The organism is Microbulbifer sp. ABH2_005, assembly GCF_056160005.1.
In genome coordinates this window covers 2,475,862-2,496,180 of record NZ_JBSWWI010000001.1, presented here as the reverse complement: position 1 = coordinate 2,496,180, position 20,319 = coordinate 2,475,862, and the positions used below count along the sequence as shown (strand labels likewise).

General features: G+C 53.5%; 25 protein-coding genes and 3 tRNA genes. 14 read left to right on the top strand and 14 right to left on the bottom strand.

What is annotated here, in order from left to right:
- The first annotated feature begins 13 nt into the window (after positions 1–13).
- The 8 genes from ACXAFI_RS10905 to ACXAFI_RS10870 all read left to right on the top strand — a co-directional run bounded on the left by ACXAFI_RS10905 (position 14) and on the right by ACXAFI_RS10870 (position 9,809).
- Positions 14–1,441, top strand: a complete 1,428-nt coding sequence (locus ACXAFI_RS10905; RefSeq protein ID WP_475108823.1) for a Wadjet anti-phage system protein JetA family protein — start codon at positions 14–16, stop codon at positions 1,439–1,441.
- Positions 1,434–2,174, top strand: coding sequence for a DUF4194 domain-containing protein (locus ACXAFI_RS10900; RefSeq protein WP_475108822.1), 741 nt, complete (start codon positions 1,434–1,436; stop codon positions 2,172–2,174). The genes ACXAFI_RS10905 and ACXAFI_RS10900 overlap by 8 nt, the downstream gene beginning before the upstream one ends.
- Before the next feature lie 142 nt (positions 2,175–2,316).
- Positions 2,317–5,961: an ATP-binding protein gene (locus ACXAFI_RS10895; RefSeq protein WP_475108821.1), complete on the top strand. Its 3,645-nt coding sequence runs from the start codon at positions 2,317–2,319 to the stop codon at positions 5,959–5,961.
- 52 nt (positions 5,962–6,013) lie between these two features.
- A complete protein-coding gene (locus ACXAFI_RS10890; protein WP_475108820.1) occupies positions 6,014–7,216 on the top strand; it encodes a Wadjet anti-phage system protein JetD domain-containing protein in 1,203 nt (400 codons plus the stop codon).
- 186 nt (positions 7,217–7,402) lie between these two features.
- Positions 7,403–7,852: a hypothetical protein gene (locus ACXAFI_RS10885; RefSeq protein WP_444921851.1), complete on the top strand. Its 450-nt coding sequence runs from the start codon at positions 7,403–7,405 to the stop codon at positions 7,850–7,852.
- 141 nt (positions 7,853–7,993) lie between these two features.
- Positions 7,994–8,467, top strand: a complete 474-nt coding sequence (locus tag ACXAFI_RS10880; protein WP_475108819.1) for a GAF domain-containing protein — start codon at positions 7,994–7,996, stop codon at positions 8,465–8,467.
- Entirely contained in the window at positions 8,467–9,213 is a 747-nt protein-coding gene (locus ACXAFI_RS10875) for a methyltransferase domain-containing protein (protein WP_475108818.1), read from the top strand. Before ACXAFI_RS10880 ends, ACXAFI_RS10875 begins: the two co-directional genes overlap by 1 nt.
- A 140-nt stretch (positions 9,214–9,353) precedes the next feature.
- On the top strand, positions 9,354–9,809 hold the full coding sequence (locus tag ACXAFI_RS10870; protein WP_444921854.1) for a hypothetical protein: 456 nt from the start codon (positions 9,354–9,356) through the stop codon (positions 9,807–9,809).
- Between the two features lie 83 nt (positions 9,810–9,892).
- Here ACXAFI_RS10870 and ACXAFI_RS10865 read toward each other — a convergent pair whose 3' ends face one another.
- From ACXAFI_RS10865 to folD, 3 genes are read right to left on the bottom strand one after another with little or no spacing between them, the layout of a single operon-like run.
- On the bottom strand, positions 9,893–10,906 hold the full coding sequence (locus ACXAFI_RS10865; protein ID WP_475108817.1) for a class I SAM-dependent methyltransferase: 1,014 nt from the start codon (positions 10,904–10,906) through the stop codon (positions 9,893–9,895).
- A 5-nt stretch (positions 10,907–10,911) separates the two neighbouring features.
- A complete protein-coding gene (rsuA, locus tag ACXAFI_RS10860) occupies positions 10,912–11,616 on the bottom strand; it encodes a 16S rRNA pseudouridine(516) synthase RsuA (RefSeq protein ID WP_475108816.1) in 705 nt (234 codons plus the stop codon).
- On the bottom strand, positions 11,609–12,454 hold the full coding sequence (gene folD, locus ACXAFI_RS10855; RefSeq protein WP_152453122.1) for a bifunctional methylenetetrahydrofolate dehydrogenase/methenyltetrahydrofolate cyclohydrolase FolD: 846 nt from the start codon (positions 12,452–12,454) through the stop codon (positions 11,609–11,611). Before folD ends, rsuA begins: the two co-directional genes overlap by 8 nt.
- Positions 12,455–12,794: 340 nt before the next feature.
- Here folD and ACXAFI_RS10850 point away from each other — a divergent pair.
- From ACXAFI_RS10850 to ACXAFI_RS10840, 3 genes are all read left to right on the top strand, one after another.
- Positions 12,795–12,871: transfer RNA gene (locus ACXAFI_RS10850), tRNA-Pro, on the top strand.
- Between the two features lie 18 nt (positions 12,872–12,889).
- Positions 12,890–12,966, top strand: a tRNA-Arg gene (locus tag ACXAFI_RS10845).
- A gap of 115 nt (positions 12,967–13,081) precedes the next feature.
- Positions 13,082–13,157 (top strand) — tRNA-His (locus ACXAFI_RS10840).
- 131 nt (positions 13,158–13,288) lie between these two features.
- Here the strand turns inward: ACXAFI_RS10840 and ACXAFI_RS10835 are convergent.
- From ACXAFI_RS10835 to ACXAFI_RS10790, 10 genes are all read right to left on the bottom strand, one after another.
- Positions 13,289–14,344: a tyrosine-type recombinase/integrase gene (locus tag ACXAFI_RS10835; RefSeq protein WP_475108815.1), complete on the bottom strand. Its 1,056-nt coding sequence runs from the start codon at positions 14,342–14,344 to the stop codon at positions 13,289–13,291.
- Positions 14,337–14,582: a hypothetical protein gene (locus tag ACXAFI_RS10830; protein WP_475108814.1), complete on the bottom strand. Its 246-nt coding sequence runs from the start codon at positions 14,580–14,582 to the stop codon at positions 14,337–14,339. Before ACXAFI_RS10830 ends, ACXAFI_RS10835 begins: the two co-directional genes overlap by 8 nt.
- On the bottom strand, positions 14,579–15,217 hold the full coding sequence (locus tag ACXAFI_RS10825; RefSeq protein WP_475108813.1) for a hypothetical protein: 639 nt from the start codon (positions 15,215–15,217) through the stop codon (positions 14,579–14,581). The genes ACXAFI_RS10830 and ACXAFI_RS10825 overlap by 4 nt, the downstream gene beginning before the upstream one ends.
- Positions 15,217–15,663 (bottom strand): hypothetical protein, encoded by a 447-nt coding sequence (locus ACXAFI_RS10820; protein ID WP_475108812.1) that lies wholly within the window; start codon positions 15,661–15,663, stop codon positions 15,217–15,219. The genes ACXAFI_RS10825 and ACXAFI_RS10820 overlap by 1 nt, the downstream gene beginning before the upstream one ends.
- A 69-nt stretch (positions 15,664–15,732) precedes the next feature.
- Complete coding sequence (locus ACXAFI_RS10815) at positions 15,733–16,014, bottom strand: hypothetical protein (protein WP_475108811.1); 282 nt, start codon at positions 16,012–16,014, stop codon at positions 15,733–15,735.
- 85 nt (positions 16,015–16,099) lie between these two features.
- Positions 16,100–16,387 (bottom strand): phage antirepressor KilAC domain-containing protein, encoded by a 288-nt coding sequence (locus tag ACXAFI_RS10810; protein WP_475108810.1) that lies wholly within the window; start codon positions 16,385–16,387, stop codon positions 16,100–16,102.
- Positions 16,384–16,533 (bottom strand): hypothetical protein, encoded by a 150-nt coding sequence (locus tag ACXAFI_RS10805; RefSeq protein WP_475108809.1) that lies wholly within the window; start codon positions 16,531–16,533, stop codon positions 16,384–16,386. Before ACXAFI_RS10805 ends, ACXAFI_RS10810 begins: the two co-directional genes overlap by 4 nt.
- A gap of 168 nt (positions 16,534–16,701) precedes the next feature.
- On the bottom strand, positions 16,702–17,004 hold the full coding sequence (locus tag ACXAFI_RS10800; RefSeq protein ID WP_475108808.1) for a DUF7673 family protein: 303 nt from the start codon (positions 17,002–17,004) through the stop codon (positions 16,702–16,704).
- On the bottom strand, positions 17,001–17,186 hold the full coding sequence (locus ACXAFI_RS10795; RefSeq protein ID WP_475108807.1) for a hypothetical protein: 186 nt from the start codon (positions 17,184–17,186) through the stop codon (positions 17,001–17,003). Before ACXAFI_RS10795 ends, ACXAFI_RS10800 begins: the two co-directional genes overlap by 4 nt.
- Entirely contained in the window at positions 17,183–17,524 is a 342-nt protein-coding gene (locus ACXAFI_RS10790; RefSeq protein ID WP_475108806.1) for a response regulator transcription factor, read from the bottom strand. The genes ACXAFI_RS10795 and ACXAFI_RS10790 overlap by 4 nt, the downstream gene beginning before the upstream one ends.
- Positions 17,525–17,653: 129 nt before the next feature.
- Between ACXAFI_RS10790 and ACXAFI_RS10785 the strand changes: the two genes are divergently transcribed.
- Positions 17,654–18,118 (top strand): hypothetical protein, encoded by a 465-nt coding sequence (locus tag ACXAFI_RS10785; RefSeq protein WP_475108805.1) that lies wholly within the window; start codon positions 17,654–17,656, stop codon positions 18,116–18,118.
- Positions 18,119–18,156: 38 nt separating this feature from the next.
- On the opposite strand, the gene ACXAFI_RS10780 is transcribed toward ACXAFI_RS10785, so the two are convergent.
- Positions 18,157–18,831 (bottom strand): LexA family protein, encoded by a 675-nt coding sequence (locus ACXAFI_RS10780; RefSeq protein ID WP_475108804.1) that lies wholly within the window; start codon positions 18,829–18,831, stop codon positions 18,157–18,159.
- 96 nt (positions 18,832–18,927) lie between these two features.
- Here ACXAFI_RS10780 and ACXAFI_RS10775 point away from each other — a divergent pair, with 96 nt between their 5' ends.
- Positions 18,928–19,197, top strand: coding sequence for a YdaS family helix-turn-helix protein (locus ACXAFI_RS10775; RefSeq protein ID WP_475108803.1), 270 nt, complete (start codon positions 18,928–18,930; stop codon positions 19,195–19,197).
- Between the two features lie 343 nt (positions 19,198–19,540).
- Positions 19,541–20,299, top strand: a complete 759-nt coding sequence (locus ACXAFI_RS10770; protein ID WP_475108802.1) for a hypothetical protein — start codon at positions 19,541–19,543, stop codon at positions 20,297–20,299.
- Positions 20,300–20,319: the final 20 nt, after the last annotated feature.

Genomic DNA, 20,319 nt, shown 5'->3' with positions numbered 1-20,319 from the left:
GGGCCTATAGTCGTTGTTCTTCGTCGATTCCTACCAGCACTTCTTCCGCCCGCTGACCGGTAAATACCGCGAGCAGGTGGTCGAGTGCTTGCGTCTTTTGTATGAGCGTCTGTACACCGCTAAGGCTGACTACGGTGAGTCTTTGCTGCGCGAGCAGATCCTGGAAATTTTTGCCGAGGCTCTGACCCGCGCGCCCCAACTTGATAGTGAAGATGGAGTGCAGGACCCTGAGGGCCGTTTCCGCAACCTGCGCGATCAGGCCGTTTGGGTACTGAACAGCCTGGTGGAATTCGGTTGGCTGGAGAAGCAGGTGGACAGCGCTACGCTCACCGCCACTTACCCGTTTAGCCGACGGGGCCGACTTTTCACTCAGCCGTTAGTGGAAGTGAATGGCACCCGCGTGCGCACCCGCCACCGCAACACCCGCAACACCTTAAATGCCCTCGAAGCCTTTGCCAGCCGAGGTGAAATCCACGATTTAATCGATGCCTGGGAATATTCCGAGCGTATCGTGGCGGATTTCACCGATATGATTGCCGAACTGGAAGAGCGCAAACGGGAAATGGTGCGCGAGGTGGAAGCCCAGTTACTGGTGCAGCAGGCCACCGATGAGTTTTTCTCCTTTATGGAGAGCCGCTTCCAGCCGGATCTGGCTATCCGCTTGTCTGCGGACAGCGTGGAAAAGCACCGCGATGCCATCAATCGGGTGATTGAGCGTATTCGCCGCAAAGAGGATGTGCAGAAGGCGGAGTGGGAAAAGCGCCTGCGCCAATTTTTGCCGGAATTGGTGGAGCAGGGGCAGTCTTTATTGTGGCTGATGCTCGATACCATCGAGGACCGCATGCGCCGCGCCTGCGAGGTGAAACTGCCTGCACTGCGCCGGGCCCTACAGGGCTTTACCAAGCGCGCCGATATTATTATTCGCCAGCTGAGTTACCTGCACAGCCAGGCCGAAGGCGAGTTTGCCGACCTGTGCCAGCGACTCGGCGAAAGCCAGCAAAAAACACAAATTCTCGAGCAGCTGGGTGAAGAGCTGGGCGGATTTCAGCTGCGGCTGTTCGACCCCAAGCAAACCCAGTTGTGGCAGCGCAATCGCCGCCAGCCGGTGAATACCCGGGTCGAAGATGAAACCCCCATCGGTGAAGAGAACCGCCGCGAGATTGAGCTACAGCAACTGCTCGACCAGGCGTTTAATTTCAACAACAGTCACCTGCGCGATTATCTGAGTGATGCCCTCGGCACCGGCCGCCAGATCAACAGCCGCAACCTGCCATTGCGCGATGCGCGTGATTTGCTCGCCATGAGCCATGTGATCGAAGCGGCCGCGGTGAACCAGAGTGGCGCCGCCGATCTGCAGGTGAAATTTACCGGTGAAATCGCCAGCAATGATTATTTCACTGAGTTTGATGAATATATCCTGGAGCTGAAAAACAGTGATTGAACAGGCTTTGGAAGAGGCTCTGGCGCAATGTCGCCTGAATCGCAGTGAATTCTCCGAGCTACTGGTACGCCTGTTGGATTACGGTGTGATCTGCCGGGATGAAAGCGTGATTGAGACCACCCTTTACGATCGTTTCCAGCGCTGTGAGCAGCTGGTGCGCGAGTGGTTGGCTCCGCTGGGATTGCGTTTGCAGCACGACAGCCGTTTCCAGTTTATCCGCGTATACCCGCCCGGCGCTGAGGTGCCCGGTCTCCCGGATCAGGAAGAGCCGCACCACGGTGGCTTCCGCGCGCGCCTTAGCCAGCAGGAAGTGGCCGCGATTCTCGCCCTGCGGGTGGAGTACGACAAAGCGCTGCGGGAAGGGCAGGTGGATGAGAGCGGTTGTGCCGCGCTATCGATGGAAGCCCTGGAACTGGGCATGCGCAACTTGCTGAAAATGTCCCTGCCGGATAAGCACGCCGAGCGTAAAAACCTGTTGAAGAAATTACGCCAACTGCGTCTGGTGCAGTTCAGCAGTGAAGAAGTGGAGACCAGTGCGGAAGTCTGGTTACGCGTGCGCCCGACCATCGCCCACTTTGTCAGCGAGTCGGTACTGCGCCAGTTGATCGACAATGACATTCCACCGGCTTCCCACGAAGAGAAGGATGATGATGCTGAGGAAGAAAAACCCTCCGAACGTATAACCCCAGAAGTTGAAGACCACAGCCTGTTTGAGAGCGAAGCGGCCTCTTAGGGTGTAATAAAAATGGCCGGGACTACCGGCCAAAAAAATCGAGAAATATTCGACCGCCTGGGGCTGTGTGAACCGCGCCCAGGAGCCTTGCAAAAGGTTGTCGGGTTCCCGCCTGCGAAAAGACTGTGTTTTTGAAAAGACTATGTTCCTAAAAAAACTGATCCTGATTAACTGGGGCAATATCCCGCAGTTGGAATATGATTTCGGCCCGATCAACTTGTTTTCCGGTGGCAACGGTTCCGGTAAAACCACGGCGGCCGATGCTATCCAGACATTGATGACCGCCGCCCACGACACCCTGTTTACCTTTAACCCGGGACAGGATGAAACCACCCAGCGCGGGCGCGGTGGCAAGCAGGTGCGGACGCTAGCTTCCTATGTACTGGGTTGTGACGACGGCAGTTACGCCCGTGTAGAGCCCACCGACTGTTACATCGCCGGTATTTTTCACCCCACCAGCGGTGAAGACGATGCTGAGCCCTTTACCGCAGTGATGGGGATTCGCGCGCACCTGGATAACAGCAGCAAACCCGCCCAGGCTCGCCAGAGTGATTTGCGCTTTTTCGTATTCCCCGGCGAGCAGTTGGTGATGGGGGATTTTGTCCGGGATTACACTGATGGCAAACACCTGCTGCCGCTGGATAAGTTCAACCAGGTCCTGAGCAAGCAGTTCGAAAAAGTAGAGCAGTACGACAAGAAAAAGGCCTACCTGCGCCGCCTTTACGGCGCCCTGCGCGGACGCCGCGATGCGGTCTCCGATCGCGAGGCCATGCATGCCGCGCGCACCTTTGCCAATTTTATGGCCTACAAGCCAGTAAAAAGCATCAACGATTTTGTCGCCCAGGAAGTGTTGGAAAAACGCGATCTGGGTGATGCCATCCGCTCCGTCTCCGAGCTGATGAAAACCATTCACAGCATGGAGCAGGAAGCCCGCCAGATTGTGGAGCGGGTCAGCTCGCTGGAGGCCATTGCCCAGTCGGTAGAGCTCTACCGGGAGCAGTGGTTGCAGTTGCGGGTGCAGGAATATTTATGCGCGCGCCACCGCCAGCAGCGGGTACAAAAAAGTTACCTGAGCGGCAAGAACGACCAGAAAAAACTGCGTACCGATCTGGAAAACAATGAGCGGGAAGTGCGCATCGCTTCCGAGCGCGTCGAGCAACTCAACGGCCAGCTGGTAGAGCTTCAAGCCCAACGTCTGGGTATCGATGCGCTGCGCAATAAGGACGAACTGGAACAGCGTATTAACAATGCCCTGAGCCTTCTGTCCCAGCAGCACACCCCCATGTCTGCTGAAGAGGCCCGCTGGCGCGAGAACCGCGAGGCCGCCGAAGAATTATTAAACCTGCTCAACTCCACCTCTGCCGAGCTGGAAATTCCCGCCTTCTCCGATAAAGCACTGGTGCAGGCGATCAAGCAGGTAGCCCGCGAGGAAGACCTGCCGGATTTGCACAAGCTGTTGGGCAAGGACTGGATTGACCTGGCCGCATTGGAGCCACTGCGCGAGCGCGCTGCCAGCAGCGAAGCTCTACAGAACCGCCTCTTCGACTTGCTGGATAGCAGTGGCAAAGCTGGCACCAGTGATGAGGTTTCTCCCAAAGAGCAGATTACCCAACAGGCCTCCCGCTGGGAACAAAAAGTGCAGCAACTGCAAAAGCAGCTGCGCACCCAGGAAAGCCGTATCCAGCATTTGCAGGCCAACCGCGTGCGCTACCCCCAGTCGGTGGAAGCGGCCCTGGCCGCTATTCGTGAGCAGTGCCCGCAGGCGGAACCCCGCGTCCTGTGTGATTACGTGGAAGTGTTGGATGAGCGCTGGCAGATGGCGATTGAAGGCTATCTGGGCGGCGCGCGCTTCTCGATTATTGTGGAGCCGGAGCACGAGGCCCGCGCGATTCGCATCGTGCGCAGCCTGCCTGGTCGCAACAACCGCGCCCGGGTGATTCAGGGGGATAAAGCCCGTCGCGATGCTGAGCGCCTGGAGACACCGTCCAGCTCCATTCTCGAATTGATGGAATTCACCCATAAAACTGCCGAGCACTATTTGCGCGCCTCCTATGGTGCCGTGGTACAGGTAGAGGATGAACACGAGCTGCGCGGCACCCGCCGGGGCCTGACCGCTGATGGTATGGCCAGTGGTAACTACAGCATGTGGCGCTGCGATATGGACGATGCGGAGCTGGTATTCGGCCAGGGCGCTCGCGCTCGCGCATTGGCCGCACAGCAGCGCGCTATGGAGCAGTTGCTGGAAGAAGCCGCTCACGTCAACGAGCGCCACCAGCTCTACCGCCGTGTCACCAACGCGGTGCGTGGGTTGGCGAATATCAAGCTGTTGTCTATCGTGGATTCCGCACTGGCGGCCCAACGCGAATGGCGCAGTGCCGAGCGTGCTTTGGAAAACCTGGATCTAAAGGATTTCGAGCAGTTCGAGCAGCAAGTCGACGAACTAAAAGCCCAGCTTAAAAACCAGCAGAAGCAGTTGTCTGATCTCCAGCGTCAAACCGGTTCCCTGGAAACAAAGTTAAAGAGCAACGAAAAACTTTTGTATGCCCTGTCTGGTGAGCTGGAGTCCCTGGACGATGCCGCCAGTGACAGCGAGGAGATGGTAAGGCGTATTACCGCCATCGATCCGGCTTTCGATGCCGAGCAGGTGCTGGTTACTGCCGACGAGCAGGTGGAGCGCGCCGCCGATAACTTCGATTTCTCAGCGGATATTGAAAGCTGGCAAGGGCAGTTGGAAAAATATAGTCGCCAGCTGGATCGCGCGGTGATGGAGTACAACGCCACTTGTGCCAGCGTTGATACCCTGGTGTTTGAGCCAGACCTGAGCGGTGGCCATAAAGACAACCTGTTCAGGTTGATCAGTGGCCTCGGCAATCAGGTGGAAACCCTGCGTAACCGCCTGAAGAATAATCTGCTGGTGGAGCGTCACGATCAACTGCTGGGATTGAAAAAATCCTTCAACACTACTTTTGTCACTCACTTGTGCCACGCTATTTACCAGTCCATCAACGACGGTAAGCGCGTGTTGGATGATCTGAACAAAGAGCTGGAGCACCACCGTTTCGGCGCCGATCGCGAGCGCTTCCGTTTCGACTACCAATGGGTTGCGGAATTTAAGGAGTACTGGAGCTTCTTTAAGGCGGTGATCGAGCTGCCGAGTCTGGGTGAAGAGCAGAGCCTGTTCGATACGGATTTGGCACCCAAGCACCGCAAAGTGCGCGATCGCTTGTTGAATATGCTGCTGAGTGAGAACGAACAGGTGGCGCGACGCGAGCTGGATCGTATCAGCGATTACCGCAATTACCGCAGCTACGAAATTTATAAAGAACCGGAGGGCAAGGAGCCAATTGCGCTCAGCCAGTACGGCACCGGCTCTGGCGGCCAGCTTGAAACACCGGCTTATATTATCCGCTCCGCAGCGGTCACTTCGGCCTTCCGCTTTGGTGAAAGCGGCAGCCATTTGCAGATGGTGCTGGTGGATGAGGCCTTCTCCAAAATGGATGAGTCCCGCTCTAAAGAAGTGATCCGTTACTTGACTGAAACCCTGGGCTTACAGCTGCTGTTTATTATGCCCAGCAGTAAATCCGGGCCTTTTATGGATCTGATCTCCAACCAGTTTGTGTTCAGTAAGTGCCCCAGTGCCAAGCCCATCGGCCAGCTGAATACTCGGGTGTATGTGGATCGCAAGGTGTGCAACCAAGAGCGTATCGCTGAACTCTGGGCCAATCACCGCCGCACGATTCGGCAACAGGCATCACTGGATTTTATGGATCTGGTAGAAGTAGATTGAACTGAGCAGGCATTTTTCGGGGGAAACCCCTCCATTGGCAGGGAGGCAACCGATGGAAAAGGCATTGCCCTATTGGGTAGAGGAAAACCCGCTGTTAATCGGTATCCTGAATTTTATTTTGGATCGGCGGGATAGCCAGCTGCAGCGTGGCAAAAAAGCTCGCATCAGTTTCAGGTTGGATTTGCGCGCTGGCAGTAAACGCTGGCAAGAAGTACTTGAGCCACTCAGGGACCCCACCCAGGATGAGCAGGAACTGTGGAGTGAGCTCCAGCACTTTGCCAATGAGTATCAATGCTTTGCGGTAAAGCCGAATCCTAAACGGCGACCGGGTGTTGCAGAGTGGCAGGGTGCTCAGCTGATCTTTAGGGATGCCAGTGAAGAGCAGCTGCGCCTATGGCTCAATCGTCCATCGCCCAATTTGCGCCAGTCTGCCTGGACCAGTTTACTGGAACCCTATGCCGACCGTTTTGAGAACCCCACTGCTTTTCCCATAAAAGGGTTGGAACTCCAGCCGGGATTCGACTCCGTTGAAGAGTTGGTCTCTTGTTGGGCTGCTATAAGTCGGGAATTGATTTTTGCCGAGCAAATCACCTGGCGGCAATTGGCCGCGCGCTGCTTTAAAGGCGATTCCAAATATCTTGATTTACATAGTCGCCAGTCCCTGGTGCGTAACCTGTTTCCGGAACTGAGCCGAAAAATTCGCGAGCGCCAGTTGTTACTTCACGCTTACCTGCCGGAACAGTTTACGCAGGTGATTTTTATAGAGAATCAGGATACTTTTATCAGCCTCGCTGAATTGCAGCCCAACCGCACGGCCCTGGTGTATAGCGAGGGTTATCAGGGCGGCGCGGAGCGGATTCGCAATCCTGGCATTGCTCGCTTTAGTACATTTAATGTGGTCGATAAAGCGTCTCGACAGCAATTTCTCCAATGGTGGTATGGCGATGACTCGAGTCCATTGCCAGTTTTTTTCTGGGGGGACCTGGACTATGAAGGCTTGCGGATCGCTGCCGCATTGAGAAGAAGCTTTCCTGAGTTACAGTGTTGGCGCCCCGGTTATGACCTACTGCTCGACTCTCTTCGCACTGGCAAAGCCCACTGCCCCGATTTGGCAGAAAAACTAGGGCAAAAACCTATCGAAATGATTGGCTGCCAATACGCGGATCAATATTTGATCCCGGCTCTTTCGGCAACCACTTCTTTTGTGGACCAGGAGGCTGCCAACTTAGGTGCTTTGTTGGAAACCCTTCCATAGTCTTTAGGAAAGATTGCCTTTGTCGCTAATCGATAAATTTCTCTATAGTTTTATCGCCCAGTGGCCCATGCAATAGCTTCAGTCAGCTTTAAAGCTTGTTTTTTATGCGCAACATCTCGGAAGATGCAGGAAATTTACGGTAAAAATGCCCTTTAAAAATAACAAGGGAAGTTCCTGGAGATCTCTATGCGTCAGTTTTCCATTTTGGTCATTTTTGCTTTGGCCTTTGGCGGCGCCGCTGTTTTATATGAGAAGGAAAGCCGCAAAGTTAAAGGTGTGCTGACCCAGATTACCGAGCTGCAGGCGCAGATGGGAGATTTGCAGGCGGAGGTCAATCGGCTTAACAGCGAGCTTGAAGCCGTGAAGCTTGCAGAGCGTCGCCGGCCGAATTTGTCCACTATGGCCAATCGCATCCGCCGGGAGTCCAACCCGTCCATGCCGCCCAAGCCGGTAGTGGAAAAGCGATTCGAGCAAAAACGCTCCGCTCTGATGGCCTCCGATGTTACTACGGCCCCGCCTGCAATCCGTTCGGGAGAAGGGCAGGGTGAGAGTGATGAGTGGTCACGCCCCACTATAGATGCGGACCAGTATCAAAAGGAGTCTACGGAAAAGGAAGTGTTGGACCCCTACCAGTAATTTACCTTCACCGGTTGATTCCTGCTGTAAAGCCCGCAAAATACCTGCCTCTTGGTGCACACCGTGCCAGGTATTTCGCGGGTTTGCTGTATCTGGCAAATGCGTTTTACAGCCACTGATTGTGAGGGGGCGCCCCGGCCAATGTCGTTAAATAAATTCTACACATCGCTCAATAGTCAACTCGAAGGCCTGCTATCAGCGGAGAATGATTGGCTGGCCAATACTGCCAATGCCAGCGCCTTACTGTTTATGGAGCTGAAAGATATCAACTGGGCGGGCTTCTACTTTTTGCATGGTGATGAGCTGCGCCTGGGGCCCTTCCAGGGTAAGCCCGCCTGTACTCGGATTCCGGTAGGTGCCGGGGTTTGTGGCACAGCGGTATCCACTGGTGAATCCCAGCTAGTGGAAGATGTGCATCAGTTCCCCGGCCATATCGCTTGCGATGCGGTTTCTGCTTCTGAAGTGGTTATTCCGCTCTACGATAATAACGGCCGATGCCTCGGAGTGCTGGATATCGATAGCCCCACCGTTGCCCGCTTCACTCAGGAAGACCTTGCCGGCTTACAGGGCTTTGCCCAGGTTCTGCTGAAATCCTCTGACCTGCCGAAAAGCTAATGGCGCTATTGTGGCAGAAGCAGGTGGGAGACACCCGCTACGAGGTGCGCAACCACGGCGCCAGTGTGCGCTTGTACAGTAACGGGGTATTTCATTCCCAGTGGAATCCCCGCGATCCCCTTAAGGGCTCCCTGTGGGAGCTGCTTATGTTGCCTGCCTTCTTTCTCCCAGAGAAGCGTCTGAATTCGGTATTGCTGTTGGGGGTGGGGGGCGGTGCCCTGATTCGCCTGCTGCAGGCCTATACCTCAGCAGAGCGCATCGTTGGTGTGGACTTGGACCCGGTTCACCTGCAGGTGGCTCGCCGCTACTTCGGTGTTAAGGATGTTGAGCTGGTGCATGCCGATGCCAAAGAGTATGTAGCAGATTATCTGGAAAACCCCTCCAATGAGCCGTTTGATCTGGTGATCGATGATTTGTTTGGTCACTTCCAGGGGGTGGCACAGCGTGCCGTACCCGCAAATCAAGCATGGTGTGCCAGCTTAATGCACCTCCTACATAAGGAGGGTGTTTTGGTCAGCAATTTTGGCGATCTCCAGGAGCTTCGAGGCAGTGCCTGGTGTCAAAAAACTTTACGCAATCGTCTACGTGGCGCCTGGATGGCCTATATGCCCCAATATGAAAACCATATCCTGGCAGTGAGTAGAAAGACACTTTCCCTGTCGGAACTGAATGCCCGCGCTCCAGGCAAAATCAATCCCAGTAGCCCCAGCTGTCGTCTCTATACCCATCACCGAATTTTGCGTTGAGTTTCCTGACTGGCTTGCCCAAACCGCAAACTAGATAGAGAGAAAAATGCCATTGTCGTTTTTTTGTGGGGTCTTGTTGGCGCCCTTTCTCACAGTCTGTCTATACTGACATTAGCGACTTATTACTCCAGGGCTCGTTAATGCGGTACAAAACAGTTGAGGAAGTTATTCAGGAAGGAAGGGATTTTCATGCCAAATTGGCGCTGCAATACCAAGAGTATGAGCAGCTTGCCACCAACAAGCGGGTTGAGCTGCTCCTAGATCAGCTTCGACGACGGGAGGACTCCATGAAGCACTCGCTGGAGAACTTCCACGCCGACCTGCCTCCTGGTGCCCTGCATACCTGGGTGCAATTTGCCCCAGAAGGGCGCGAGAAGGAGTTCCTGCAGCGTCTGCGTAGTATCGATATCGACAATCTAGACGACATTGCCAAACTGGCAATGGATATTGAGATCTACCTGGCCGATCAATACCGGGATCTGGCTCAGGGTGCGGAGACACCTTCCGCGCGTGAGGCTTTCGAACGCTTGCGGCAACTGGAGGAGTTGGAGGAGCACACCCTCTCTATGAATCTGTTTAATTTGCGCGACTATTGATTCTACCGGTCTCGCTGGTTCGCAAGCTTGATTTTTGCCCCCTGGCGACTGCTCGCCTTATTTAGACGTCGGCAAACTGCGCCCTAAGGGCGCAGCCGATATACACAGAAGCCCTTCTCTTTGGTGATCAACTGCACTTCAGAGAAGTAGCGCGGCCCCTTTTTACCCAGCGGAATAAACTCATTCACCACAAAGAGTGCCGTACCGGTTATTTTCAATAACCGTGCGCTTTGTTGCAGAAAGCGATCGGTGAGATCGCCCTCCACCTGGAACCCCTGGTGGAAGGGCGGGTTGCACAGCACCAGATCGGCAGCGCCGCTTTCCAACTCATCTCCGGCATCCGAGGGCAGTACTACCCCTTTTATCCCTAGAGCCTGAAAGTTTTTCTTACAAGCGAGCAGGGCGGCGGCATTATTATCGGTAGCGGTAAAGTGGAAGCTCCCCAGTGATGCCAGCCGTGTGCTGAGGTAGCCGTAGCCACAGCCGAGGTCCACTACCTGGGCGTTTTCCTTGGGCAGCTCGGTGGTGAGTTGCTGGGCCAGCAGGGCGCTGCCCTTGTCAATCTTGTTCCAGCCGAACAGACCGGGCTTGCTGTAGAGGTCGCCTAACTCTGGCAGACTGCGCAGCTGCGGGTAATCCTCCTCAGCGATGAGCTTTCCACCCTGAGGATGCTCCACCCGGTTAACGCTGCAATAATCGTTACCGAATTTTTGCAGATGCTTACTGCTATCCAAGCGCTCCGCAACTTTCAGTGCATAGCTTTTAATGCCGCTCTGCTTTTCACCCAGTAACACCAGTTCGCCACCCTCTCCGAGGAGTCGGGGGGCCTGGTTGATGATATGGTGAACGACGGCCTTCTCTTTAGAAACTGAATAAACAATGCGGCGATAGCGGCGATTCAGCTCTTCAAAGTGAAAGTCGTTATAGAAGCTGCGCCCAACCTTACCCTGGGCCAGCTCGGCAATATCCCAGCGGTTGGTAAGGAGATCGCCTTCGAAGTGGAAACCCGGCTGTAGCAAGGGCTTGCTGTTTTCATCGGCGATCCACAGGGTTTCACTCGGCACCTGTGAGATTTCCTGGAGGAGAAGCGAGGACATAGTCTTTATTGTACCGAAGCAATTTCTTCAGAAGTTAACAGCCGGTATTCGCCTTCCTGGAGTTCTTCATCCAGGAAAATATCGCCGATTCTCTCCCGATGCAGTTCGATTACCCGGTTGCCCAGGGCGGCAAACATACGCTTGACCTGGTGGTAGCGGCCCTCACCGATGGTGATGCGCACCTCGTTGGCATAGAGAATCTCAAGCTTGGCCGGCTTGGTTCTTTTCTTTTCATTATTGAGCCAGATGCCTTTGGCAAACTTTGCCACCGCATCTTCCTCAATTTTCTCAGCCAGCAGAGCGTAATAGGTTTTCTCACAGTGGTGGTTCGGCGAGGTCACTTTATGTGACCACTGGCCATCATCGGTGAGTAGTACCAGCCCGGTGGTATCGATATCCAGGCGCCCGGCAATATGCAGCTTGGCCTTGTTGGGCTCGTCAATCAGGTCCAGCACCGTAGGGTGCTCGCCATCTTTGGTCGCGCTTACATAGCCCAGGGGTTTGTTCAACATAATGTAGCGTGGCCCCGGCTCGTGCAGGGGCTCGCCGTCCAGGTACAGTGCATCGCTGGCCTGCACCTTGGCGGCCGGATCGGTGACTATCTCGCCGTTTACACTGATACGCTCCGCCTTGGCAGCGCGCTTCACATCGGAGCGGGAGAGGTCAGTCACCTGACTGACCGCCTTATCCAACCGTATAGAACTAGCCAATCTTGCGTTCACCGGAATCGACAGATTGGTAGATCAGGGTATTGATGGTCATGGGGCCAACACCGCCGGGCACCGGGGTGTAGGCGGCAACGCGCTCAGTTAGCGGGCCTAGTTCGATATCGCCCACGCCGCCTGGATGGTAGCCGGCATCCACAACTACTGCGCCATCTTTAATCCACTCAGCCTTAATAAACTCCGGTTTACCCACGGCGCCCACTACGATATCGGCGCGGCGGATATGTTCTGCCAGGTCTTGAGTACGGGAGTGGCAGATAGTTACGGTGGCGTTGGCGTTCAACAGCATGGCAGCCATCGGCTTACCCAGGATAGGACTGCGGCCCACAACTACGGCATGCTTGCCTTCCATTTCGATATTGTAGGCTTCCAGTAGGCGCATAATGCCTTTGGGGGTTGCGCAGCCATAGGCTTCTTCACCCATGGCCATGCGGCCAAAGCCCAGGCAGGTCACGCCATCTACATCTTTCTCCAGGCTAATCGCGTCGAAACAGGCACGCTCATCGATCTGTGCCGGCACCGGGTGCTGAAGTAGGATACCGTGGACGTTGGGGTTGGCGTTGAGCGCCTCAATCTTGGCGAGTAACTCCTCAGTGGTGGTGGAGGAGGGCAGTTCCACCTGCATGGAATCCATGCCGATGCGGCGGCAAGCATTGCCCTTCATCTTTACATAGGTAGCTGAAGCGGGGTCATCACCCACCAGGATGGTCGCCAGGATTGGCGTTTGCCCACCGCTCTTCTCTTTTAGTACGGCTACTCGAGCCGAGAGTTCTTCTTCAGTTTTCTGTGCCAGGGCCTTGCCGTCCAGAACCAGTGCAGACATAGATGCTATCTCTAACAATAAAAAATCGATGGCTAATAGACCGGAGTCTGCTCCAGCACCTACTGTATATAGAAGGGCGGAAGCAGGCGATTTTTAAAAACGCTTACTTTTTATCCGGTCGGATTCGCGAAGTGCGCCATTTTCGCACAGGTTGGAAATAATTTCGCCACTTCTGGGCCCAGATAGGCAAAAGGATAAACTTCTTTAAAAATAATAGCTTAGAAGCGTTGACATGGGCCGGGGGTATCATTACTATGCACGCACTTCGCAGCTACAGCGACTTACACAACCACCTACGGGGCGGTTAACAGGGTCAAAGAGATGCGAATGATTGGAAAAACGGGGCATAGCGCAGTCTGGTAGCGCGCCTGCTTTGGGAGCAGGATGTCGGGGGTTCGAATCCCTCTGCCCCGACCAATTTTCCGGGTTCACCTTGCGCCCGTAGCTCAGCTGGATAGAGCATCCGCCTTCTAAGCGGATGGTCGCAGGTTCGAGTCCTGCCGGGCGTGCCATCTACACAAGATGGTGCTGGTTTGGCAAAAAGGACTTAGTCTGAAGCCAGATTGGTTGCAAGAGATATCCGGAAATCAGTACTGCCACAAGGTGCTGAAGTATATCACTGTTATGGTGGCCGTAGCTCAGTTGGTAGAGCACAGGATTGTGGCTCCTGAGGTCGCGGGTTCGATCCCCGTCGGCCACCCCAGATTCTTCCTTGTTTATCAAGGACTTAAAACCCCGCCTAGTGCGGGGTTTTTTAGTTTTGGGCTCTTGAGGGGTAATTCGAGGGGGTAATTTTTACCACAATCGATTCTTTCAGTTCCCCCGATTGGATATTTATCCAGTGCCCTTTGGCGTATCCTTCTTTTCTTTAATCCTCGCCTTGTTGAGAGAAACAACCTTATCGGCGGTGTGGTTGTAGCGCTCCATCATGCTGCGAGTCTTATGCCCGCTGAACTCCTGCTTGTCGCCTTCAAAGTCTGAGATGCCTTTTATCTTTAAGTCATGAAATCGAAAGCGAGCGGGTAGGGCGCCGGCCTCATTGGCTGCTTTCTGTTCACGGCTCCAGGTGCTATTAAACCCGTCTCGAGTAAAGCGCTGCCCAGTTCGGCCACGAATCAGATACATACTTTGTGACCTGGAGCTGGTGTTGCTTTTAAGTGCCAGTTCAACCGCGTCGTGCAATCGCTCCGTCCAGAGTTTCAGCTGCTTCTTGCCGGTTTTTTGCTGGCAAATCATTAAACCCTCGTCGGTAATGTCCTGTCGCTTTAATGCGAGAACATCTTGCTGCCGTGCGCCGCAGAGGTATGAAATTTCCATGGCAGCAGCGTGTGTAGTGTGTCCCCTGGATTCAAGCCAGGTGTAAAAGGCTAAATATTCTGAATCTTCGACATAGCGACCACCCTGTTTTTCCTTGAGAGGTTTCACAGCCTTGGTTGGGTCATCGACCGACACGAATCCACGAGCCTTTCCCCAGCGATAAATAATGCTGAGGAATGTTCTCTCTCTATTGGCGGCTGTTGGATACTGCTGCCCGCGGGCATCCATATACATTTGGATTACTGGTGAAGAGATGGTGTCTGGATTTGCAGGCCCGAATACCGCCTCTATTTTCTTAGCGTACCGCGCATAGTCTTTTTGGGTCTGAGGTTTTAGCTCTTTGGTGTACTGTGGGGAGGCTAAATACAACTCTAACAGGTCGGCAATGGTAAAGGTCTTGCCGTGCTGGCCGCTTTCCCATAGCTCATAAGCGGTCCATACCTCGGCTCGAGTTGCATCAGGGCCGCAGAGGTGCCAAGCTCCTTGCCCGCGTATTTTCACCCGGTAGCCGCGCGGGTAATTCTCAACCCAACGTGGCATCCAGGCGTTCTTGGGGTTTCTTGGTCTAGCCATTGATGGCGCTCATGTTCACACCTGATGGTATTTGAGGTCCTTGCCCGTTGTGGCTGGTGGTGGTCACTTGCATGAGTTTAGCTTGGTTGACCATTTCCCAGGTCAGGGCGGGAGAGCGGTCTTTCTTAATGACGTAGGGAATGCGATTCCTGTCCAATACTCGCTTTTGCTCCTCAATATTTTCTGCGCCAACGCCGGTTAAGCGACCAATTTCGTACTTAGTGAGTAGTTTGCTCATGCTGCCACCTCTGCCTGTTCAACCCTGCGAAACTCGATAACCCATACCCATGGGTTTTGGTCCCAGCTGTCGTTGCCGTATATGGATTCCCAAACCCTGCGGAATGCTGGGCGCGGTTTTTCATACCATCCACAGAATTGAGCGGCTGCAGACTCAGGCCCATCAACGCCTTCGGCTTTTGCGTCTTCCTCGCTGATATCTTGAATACGCTCAACGCGAACATTAGTTATTTCTAAGTTGATACGACTGGCCCAGCGGGGCATGTGGATTGAGGGGGTATTGTTTCCTTCTTGGGCTGACTTGGGCATGGTCCAGCTTTCAGCGATATCGTCATCCCTGAAGAATTCGAAACTACCATCGGCTAAATACTCGACCTTCACATCCTCGCAGTCACAGGTGTCCATTGCGCACGTATGAGAAATAGAAGGTTTCCAGGTTTCGCGCACCCATAGGCGGTCGCCAGGTTCACCGCAGGGGCAAGTTATCGGGGTAGTTGGGAGTCCAGTGCAGGTGAATGGCTTCCCGTGACGGACAGTATCTGGTTGCGGTTTTATTGGCCTGCGGATCTGAGTTTTACGGCCATCCAGAATTGCCCACACCGTATCCTCATTAAATAAAATAGGTCTTTCCTTCATTATGCTGCTCTCCCTTTTTCCTGCTTGCGGTTCGGCAGAATCTCCGCTTGCCATCCGTGGTCTTTGTAGTGGTTGGGGTTGCCTTGGTTTTGGATAGTGTCCAGCTCTGGGCGCACCAGCTCGGCCAAGTCGTTTAGGCGGACTCCGCGTGATTTGAACTCGGTGGAGTCTTTATAGAAATCGCCCTCTGGGGTTTTGCACTCGACAAAAACCGTTACCAGCCAGTGGTGTTGCCAGTTGAGGATTTCGTGCTGCAGCTTGGCGCGGGCTATATCGCCAACGGCGCCGCCTTGGCGTCGATGGCTGATATCGAGAATGGGGTCGCCATCATTATCTAGGCCGGTGCTGCTGCGAGCGGTGAGGACCAAGCCGGGCAGCCAGCGGTTTACCAGACGGGCGTGTTGGGCCTGCTTGCTCATGGGTTTACGGGGTTTACGCTTGGCCATTCTCTATTTCTCAATATCCTCTACCCACTTAGCCCGCATTGGGCGGGCTGAGTGAGCTATTTTTTAGGGTTAAGCGTATTGAGGCTCGGCTGCGGCTATTAATTTTTTTGATGGGCGTTCGCACTCGTCGGGTTTTTGTTCCTTTAACTCGCCTCTATAGAATTTGAAGTTTCTCGCTGTATCGGTTTCCTTGTCGAATATCTGTATCCAGTCAATAAAAGCCTCTGGTTTGGCGATTTCTTTAACCCTTTCCAGTGCCTGTTCTTCGGTGTGTACGGACTCTTTAAAATCTTTTGCTCCGCCCATCATTAGGCTGTTGTAGCTGCCGCAAAAAATTGCAAATCGTTTCATTGGTTTCTCCCATTTTTAAAATGGGCTCCGTACCGGCAGCCCTAACGGTTACAGCTGACTAATGCGCCTGGGCGCGGTTAAATTTTTAGCTGGCTTTGGGTATGGGTTTGTCTTCAACAAGGTCGCGAATCCAGACCATGCCTTTGGCTGTTACCTTGGTGGTGATGTACTGCACTTTTACCGGGCCTCGGTAATATTCATCGGCTATGGCAATTAGCAGCTGTTGTGAAACAGCCTGTTTTGTTGGCGTATTGCGCATGGGTTCGCGGCTATGTAGCAAGTCGTTTTCCCGCATTAATTTCAGCAGGGTATTTCTACCCAGTTTCACGGTTCTGGCGGCCTGGGTGATGGTGAAGGTTTTTTCCTTTTTCACGCTGCCTCCTGTTTTTTCGGTTTTATATTTGGGTTTTGAGCTTGTTTAGCTGCGAGTATGCGCAGTTGATTTATTTGGATTTGTTGCAGCTGTACTGTGCGTGCTAGCTCTTCGTAAAGCTCCAAAATCCGGCTAAATTCATTCATGGCTTAACCCCGTTATTTTTTTGAACTTCCTTTCTCTGCCGATGGCGGGCTCCCAGTGTCGGCAGGGTTGGCAGCTCCAGCCGCGTAGTTGCAATTGCCCGTTAAATGCCGGTTCTGCGGGTTTTCCGCAGTGGCGGCAGGGCATTTGCGGGAGCGGCTGGGTTTCGCTCACGCTGCTTCCTTCCTCTGTATTTCCAAGTGGTTCCATTCGCGGTAGAGGGCACTCAGTTTTTTATCGCCGTCTGCAATTACGCTTTGCGGTTCTCTGCCGTGGTAGCGCAGATTCATCACATTGAGGGCGTGTTCATAGTTGTCGCCATCCAGCAGGGAGAGGTTGGCAACGGGGACTGCGAAATCACTGCTATTCCAGGCTGAAAGCAAAACCTGTGCGGCTATTTCACTCGCGCCGGAGTATCCGTTGGCAACGCGGAGCAGGGTTTCCACGCTCTGGGTTGGGCTGTAAGTATTCATGCGGCATCACCTCCAAATGGGGGCCAATTATTGTTTTGTGTTGGCCGTGCAAAAGTGGGTTTTGGCTGCACTAAACGGATGTGCGCTTTGTGGTCGGCGTTGACGATATCGATGCGGCGTTTCAGCTGGTCGATATGGTTTTTGCTCATGGCCGTTGGATGTACAAACACGGTGGCGGTCATGCGATTCCCTCCCGGTTGTTGCGGATGCGAATGGTTCGAACTGTGGGGCGGCGCTGGAAGCGGGTGCGTAATTGGTCTTGAGCATCAGCACCGATGCCGCTGAGTACGCAGGAGAGCAGGACGAATTGAATCAGTCCGTGCTTTACCGCTTTGGCCACTGCGTCTGTGCTGTTGCGGGCGTGGAGTTTGTAAAAGCACTCGGCCAGCAGGTTGGTTACGTTCGTGACTGAGCACTGCATAGCCTGGGCTGTCTCGCGATTGGAGAGTCCACGAGCGCGATGGGTCAGCGCTTCGGCCTGTCGTGGTGCCAGTGGTCTGAGGTGTTTGGCGGTGTCCATTTGAGTGCCCTGTCCTTGGTTAGCAATTAAAGTAGCCGAAAGTTAACATGCTGGTCAATAGCCATAAGTTAATTTTCCACAGTTAATACCCTTGGTATGCTCGAAGCGCACTTATCACGGAGGATAAGAATGAAAAAGCTAAGTTATGTGGTGGTAGGAGTTCTGTTGGTATTTGGCCTTGAGGGCTGTGCTGTAAAGAATGATGCGCCAGTGATAATTAGCGAATATTTCGCTATAGAGCATTTCTCTAGCAAGCAGGAAGTATTGAGTAAGGCAAGGCAGGCCTTGTTGAGAGATGGATTTAAGATTTTATCTACTGACTTAGAGGCGGGTTATATCTCGACCTCCCTTAAAGATTGGAGGCTTTCGCCAGAGCAGGCCCATTGTGGTACGGCTAAAGGGATGGATTACTTGAATGACAATCACACCAAGACGGAGGTGGCTTTTAATGTGGTCGTTGATGATAAAGCCGTGATTGTTCGTTCAAACATCCAGGGAGAGTATATACCGGGAGAATTGGCTCAAAATCTGACTTTGAACTGTGTATCCCGCGGTGTTATAGAAGTTGAGATGGCTAAAAAAATACTGTTGTGATTCTTAGTATTAAAAAGCCCGTATTTGCGGGCTTTTTTTTATTCAGGGGTGTAAGAGCCAATAATAACCCCGCAAAAGGTTACGTCTTTGCCGGTCACATCCATCGGTGAGTAAGTTGGGTTGATCGGGCGCAAGTAAATGTGGCCCATGTCTTCAGCATAAGTTTTGAAAGTCGCCTCTCCATTTATCTTGGCGATAACCCGGCATCCATTAGTAAGAGGTTTGTCGGGATCGACAAAAATGATTGTTCCCTCAGGGTAAGAACGCTGGCCTGGGTAGGGGCTAGTCATACTGTCGCCATTCACACGTAGTGCGTAGGCGCGGTCTGAGTGTGCAGCTGGGCAGGGCAGCCATGCTTCGGCTTCGCCGGGTTCTAGCAGATCTACCGCTTCACAAAAAGCACCTGCTTGTACCCAGCTGATCAGGGGGATTCTCCCTTGAATTCTTGGTCCTTGTGTAACATTGCTTCCCTCCGTGTTACCTAGCAGTCCTGGACCTTTACCGGCCCCAGTGAGCAACCAATCCACTGACACCCCGAGAGTTTCTGCAATTCGTGTGGCGGTACTCATGCGCGGTAATTTTTCACCGTTCCGGTAGCTCCAAATAGTCACGGTGCTGACATCAAACAGGCGAGCTAGGGCCTCCTGCGTGTCTTCTACACCGGCATGTGTGACGGCCTGTTTAAACCGCTTTGCAAAGTCAGGATGTTTCATATCGACATGTTAGCTACAAGTTAATTAATTAGCGGCTATTGATTTCAAGTAGCCGAAAGTTAATACTTTGGCTACTGACAGCAGGGAGAAGCCGAGATGACCCAGGACGTGATCAATTCAGCAATCGATGATGCGGTGAGGGTGGTTGGCTCTCAGGCCAAGCTAGCGCGGGCAATTGGGGTTACGCCGGTCTTTGTGTCTCAGATGCGTCGAGGGCTGAGAGCAGTTCCTCCAAAGCTATGCACAAAAATTGAGTTGGCTACTCAGCGGAAGGTATCTCGCGCCTGTTTGCGCCCTGATGTGTTTGGTTCGTTGGAGGGGCAAATAGATCAGCAAGGCATTCCAGAGGTTCGGGAGGCAAGTTAAGCCCGTGTGGGTTAGTCGGTGAAGCCAGAATAACGATCATTTTCAAATCCCCATTTTATTGTCCTGTCATTCTGCGGTGAGTGAAGGTCAGGATTAATTCATTGCGGTATATGGGGATTTATACAGGGTTCTACCAGATGCCATAGAAAGGGCCGGTGAGGGACGCCAACCCGGCCCGCTTTGACGACGGCGGGAAAGACCGCTGGCAGCCGGGAAAGACCGGCGCTCATTTCCATGCGCCTTTGGTGCTTCTGTTGGGTGTAGTTCGCTATGCACGAATAGTGAAATCAAGGATAGGTAAAAACAAAATGACCCATTCATTTTTCTTCGGGGGGGCTGCTGCATGATTCGTCGAAGTGCTCGGCCGTCTTCAAATTATTTGGTGATTGCTAATTCCGTTGTCTGCGATCGCCGTATTTCTTTTGCTGCTGGCGGTTTGCTGCTGCATCTGTTGTCAAAACCTGATCATTGGGAGGTTTCCCCTTCGGCACTAGCCAAAGAGGCTCAGGAGGGCAGGGACAAGATCTACAAGCTATTAGGTGAGTTGATCGATGCTGGTTATTGCAAGCGCATTACTCGGCGTGGTGAGCGGGGAAAAATAGTCGGTATGGACTATGAAATCTCTGATACTCCAAGAGATGCTGATCCACTTCCTGAAAACCCGGATACGGATTTACCGGATACGGATTTACCGTATCCGGGTTTGCCGACACAAGAAAGTAAAGATACTAAGAAAGTAACTAATCTAGAAAATAACCAGAGAGAGCGCGAGCAGGGGGGTGCGGTTGCTGTTTGCCAGGAGCAGGCCCCGCGATCCAAGCGCGGTTCCCGCCTTCCCGATGATTGGCAGCTCACCCAGGAATTCTACGATGAGGCGGTCAAGGTTCGCCCTGAGGTGATGCACCAGATCTACGATATCGCGGCCAGCTTTGGTGATTACTGGAAATCTCAGTCGGGCAAGCAGGGGGTGCGGTGCGATTGGTTGGCCGTGTGGCGCAATTGGGTGAGGCGGGAAAGGTTTATTCCTCCACAGCGCTCAGTGCCCCAGCAGCGAACGCGAGACCGTCCAATCGGTGAAATCTTGTCAGACACCAGCTGGTAAATACGAAACATCAAGGAGCG

Coding starts and splice junctions, on each gene's coding strand:
- ACXAFI_RS10895 (WP_475108821.1), top strand. CDS start 2,317: ATGTTCCTAAAAAAACTGATCCTGATTAACTGGGGCAATATCCCGCAG.
- ACXAFI_RS10890 (WP_475108820.1), top strand. CDS start 6,014: ATGGAAAAGGCATTGCCCTATTGGGTAGAGGAAAACCCGCTGTTAATC.
- ACXAFI_RS10885 (WP_444921851.1), top strand. CDS start 7,403: ATGCGTCAGTTTTCCATTTTGGTCATTTTTGCTTTGGCCTTTGGCGGC.
- ACXAFI_RS10880 (WP_475108819.1), top strand. CDS start 7,994: ATGTCGTTAAATAAATTCTACACATCGCTCAATAGTCAACTCGAAGGC.
- ACXAFI_RS10875 (WP_475108818.1), top strand. CDS start 8,467: ATGGCGCTATTGTGGCAGAAGCAGGTGGGAGACACCCGCTACGAGGTG.
- ACXAFI_RS10870 (WP_444921854.1), top strand. CDS start 9,354: ATGCGGTACAAAACAGTTGAGGAAGTTATTCAGGAAGGAAGGGATTTT.
- ACXAFI_RS10865 (WP_475108817.1), bottom strand. CDS start 10,906: ATGTCCTCGCTTCTCCTCCAGGAAATCTCACAGGTGCCGAGTGAAACC.
- folD (WP_152453122.1), bottom strand. CDS start 12,454: ATGTCTGCACTGGTTCTGGACGGCAAGGCCCTGGCACAGAAAACTGAA.
- ACXAFI_RS10835 (WP_475108815.1), bottom strand. CDS start 14,344: ATGGCTAGACCAAGAAACCCCAAGAACGCCTGGATGCCACGTTGGGTT.
- ACXAFI_RS10830 (WP_475108814.1), bottom strand. CDS start 14,582: ATGAGCAAACTACTCACTAAGTACGAAATTGGTCGCTTAACCGGCGTT.
- ACXAFI_RS10825 (WP_475108813.1), bottom strand. CDS start 15,217: ATGAAGGAAAGACCTATTTTATTTAATGAGGATACGGTGTGGGCAATT.
- ACXAFI_RS10820 (WP_475108812.1), bottom strand. CDS start 15,663: ATGGCCAAGCGTAAACCCCGTAAACCCATGAGCAAGCAGGCCCAACAC.
- ACXAFI_RS10815 (WP_475108811.1), bottom strand. CDS start 16,014: ATGAAACGATTTGCAATTTTTTGCGGCAGCTACAACAGCCTAATGATG.
- ACXAFI_RS10805 (WP_475108809.1), bottom strand. CDS start 16,533: ATGAATGAATTTAGCCGGATTTTGGAGCTTTACGAAGAGCTAGCACGC.
- ACXAFI_RS10800 (WP_475108808.1), bottom strand. CDS start 17,004: ATGAATACTTACAGCCCAACCCAGAGCGTGGAAACCCTGCTCCGCGTT.
- ACXAFI_RS10795 (WP_475108807.1), bottom strand. CDS start 17,186: ATGACCGCCACCGTGTTTGTACATCCAACGGCCATGAGCAAAAACCAT.
- ACXAFI_RS10790 (WP_475108806.1), bottom strand. CDS start 17,524: ATGGACACCGCCAAACACCTCAGACCACTGGCACCACGACAGGCCGAA.
- ACXAFI_RS10785 (WP_475108805.1), top strand. CDS start 17,654: ATGAAAAAGCTAAGTTATGTGGTGGTAGGAGTTCTGTTGGTATTTGGC.
- ACXAFI_RS10780 (WP_475108804.1), bottom strand. CDS start 18,831: ATGAAACATCCTGACTTTGCAAAGCGGTTTAAACAGGCCGTCACACAT.
- ACXAFI_RS10775 (WP_475108803.1), top strand. CDS start 18,928: ATGACCCAGGACGTGATCAATTCAGCAATCGATGATGCGGTGAGGGTG.
- ACXAFI_RS10770 (WP_475108802.1), top strand. CDS start 19,541: ATGATTCGTCGAAGTGCTCGGCCGTCTTCAAATTATTTGGTGATTGCT.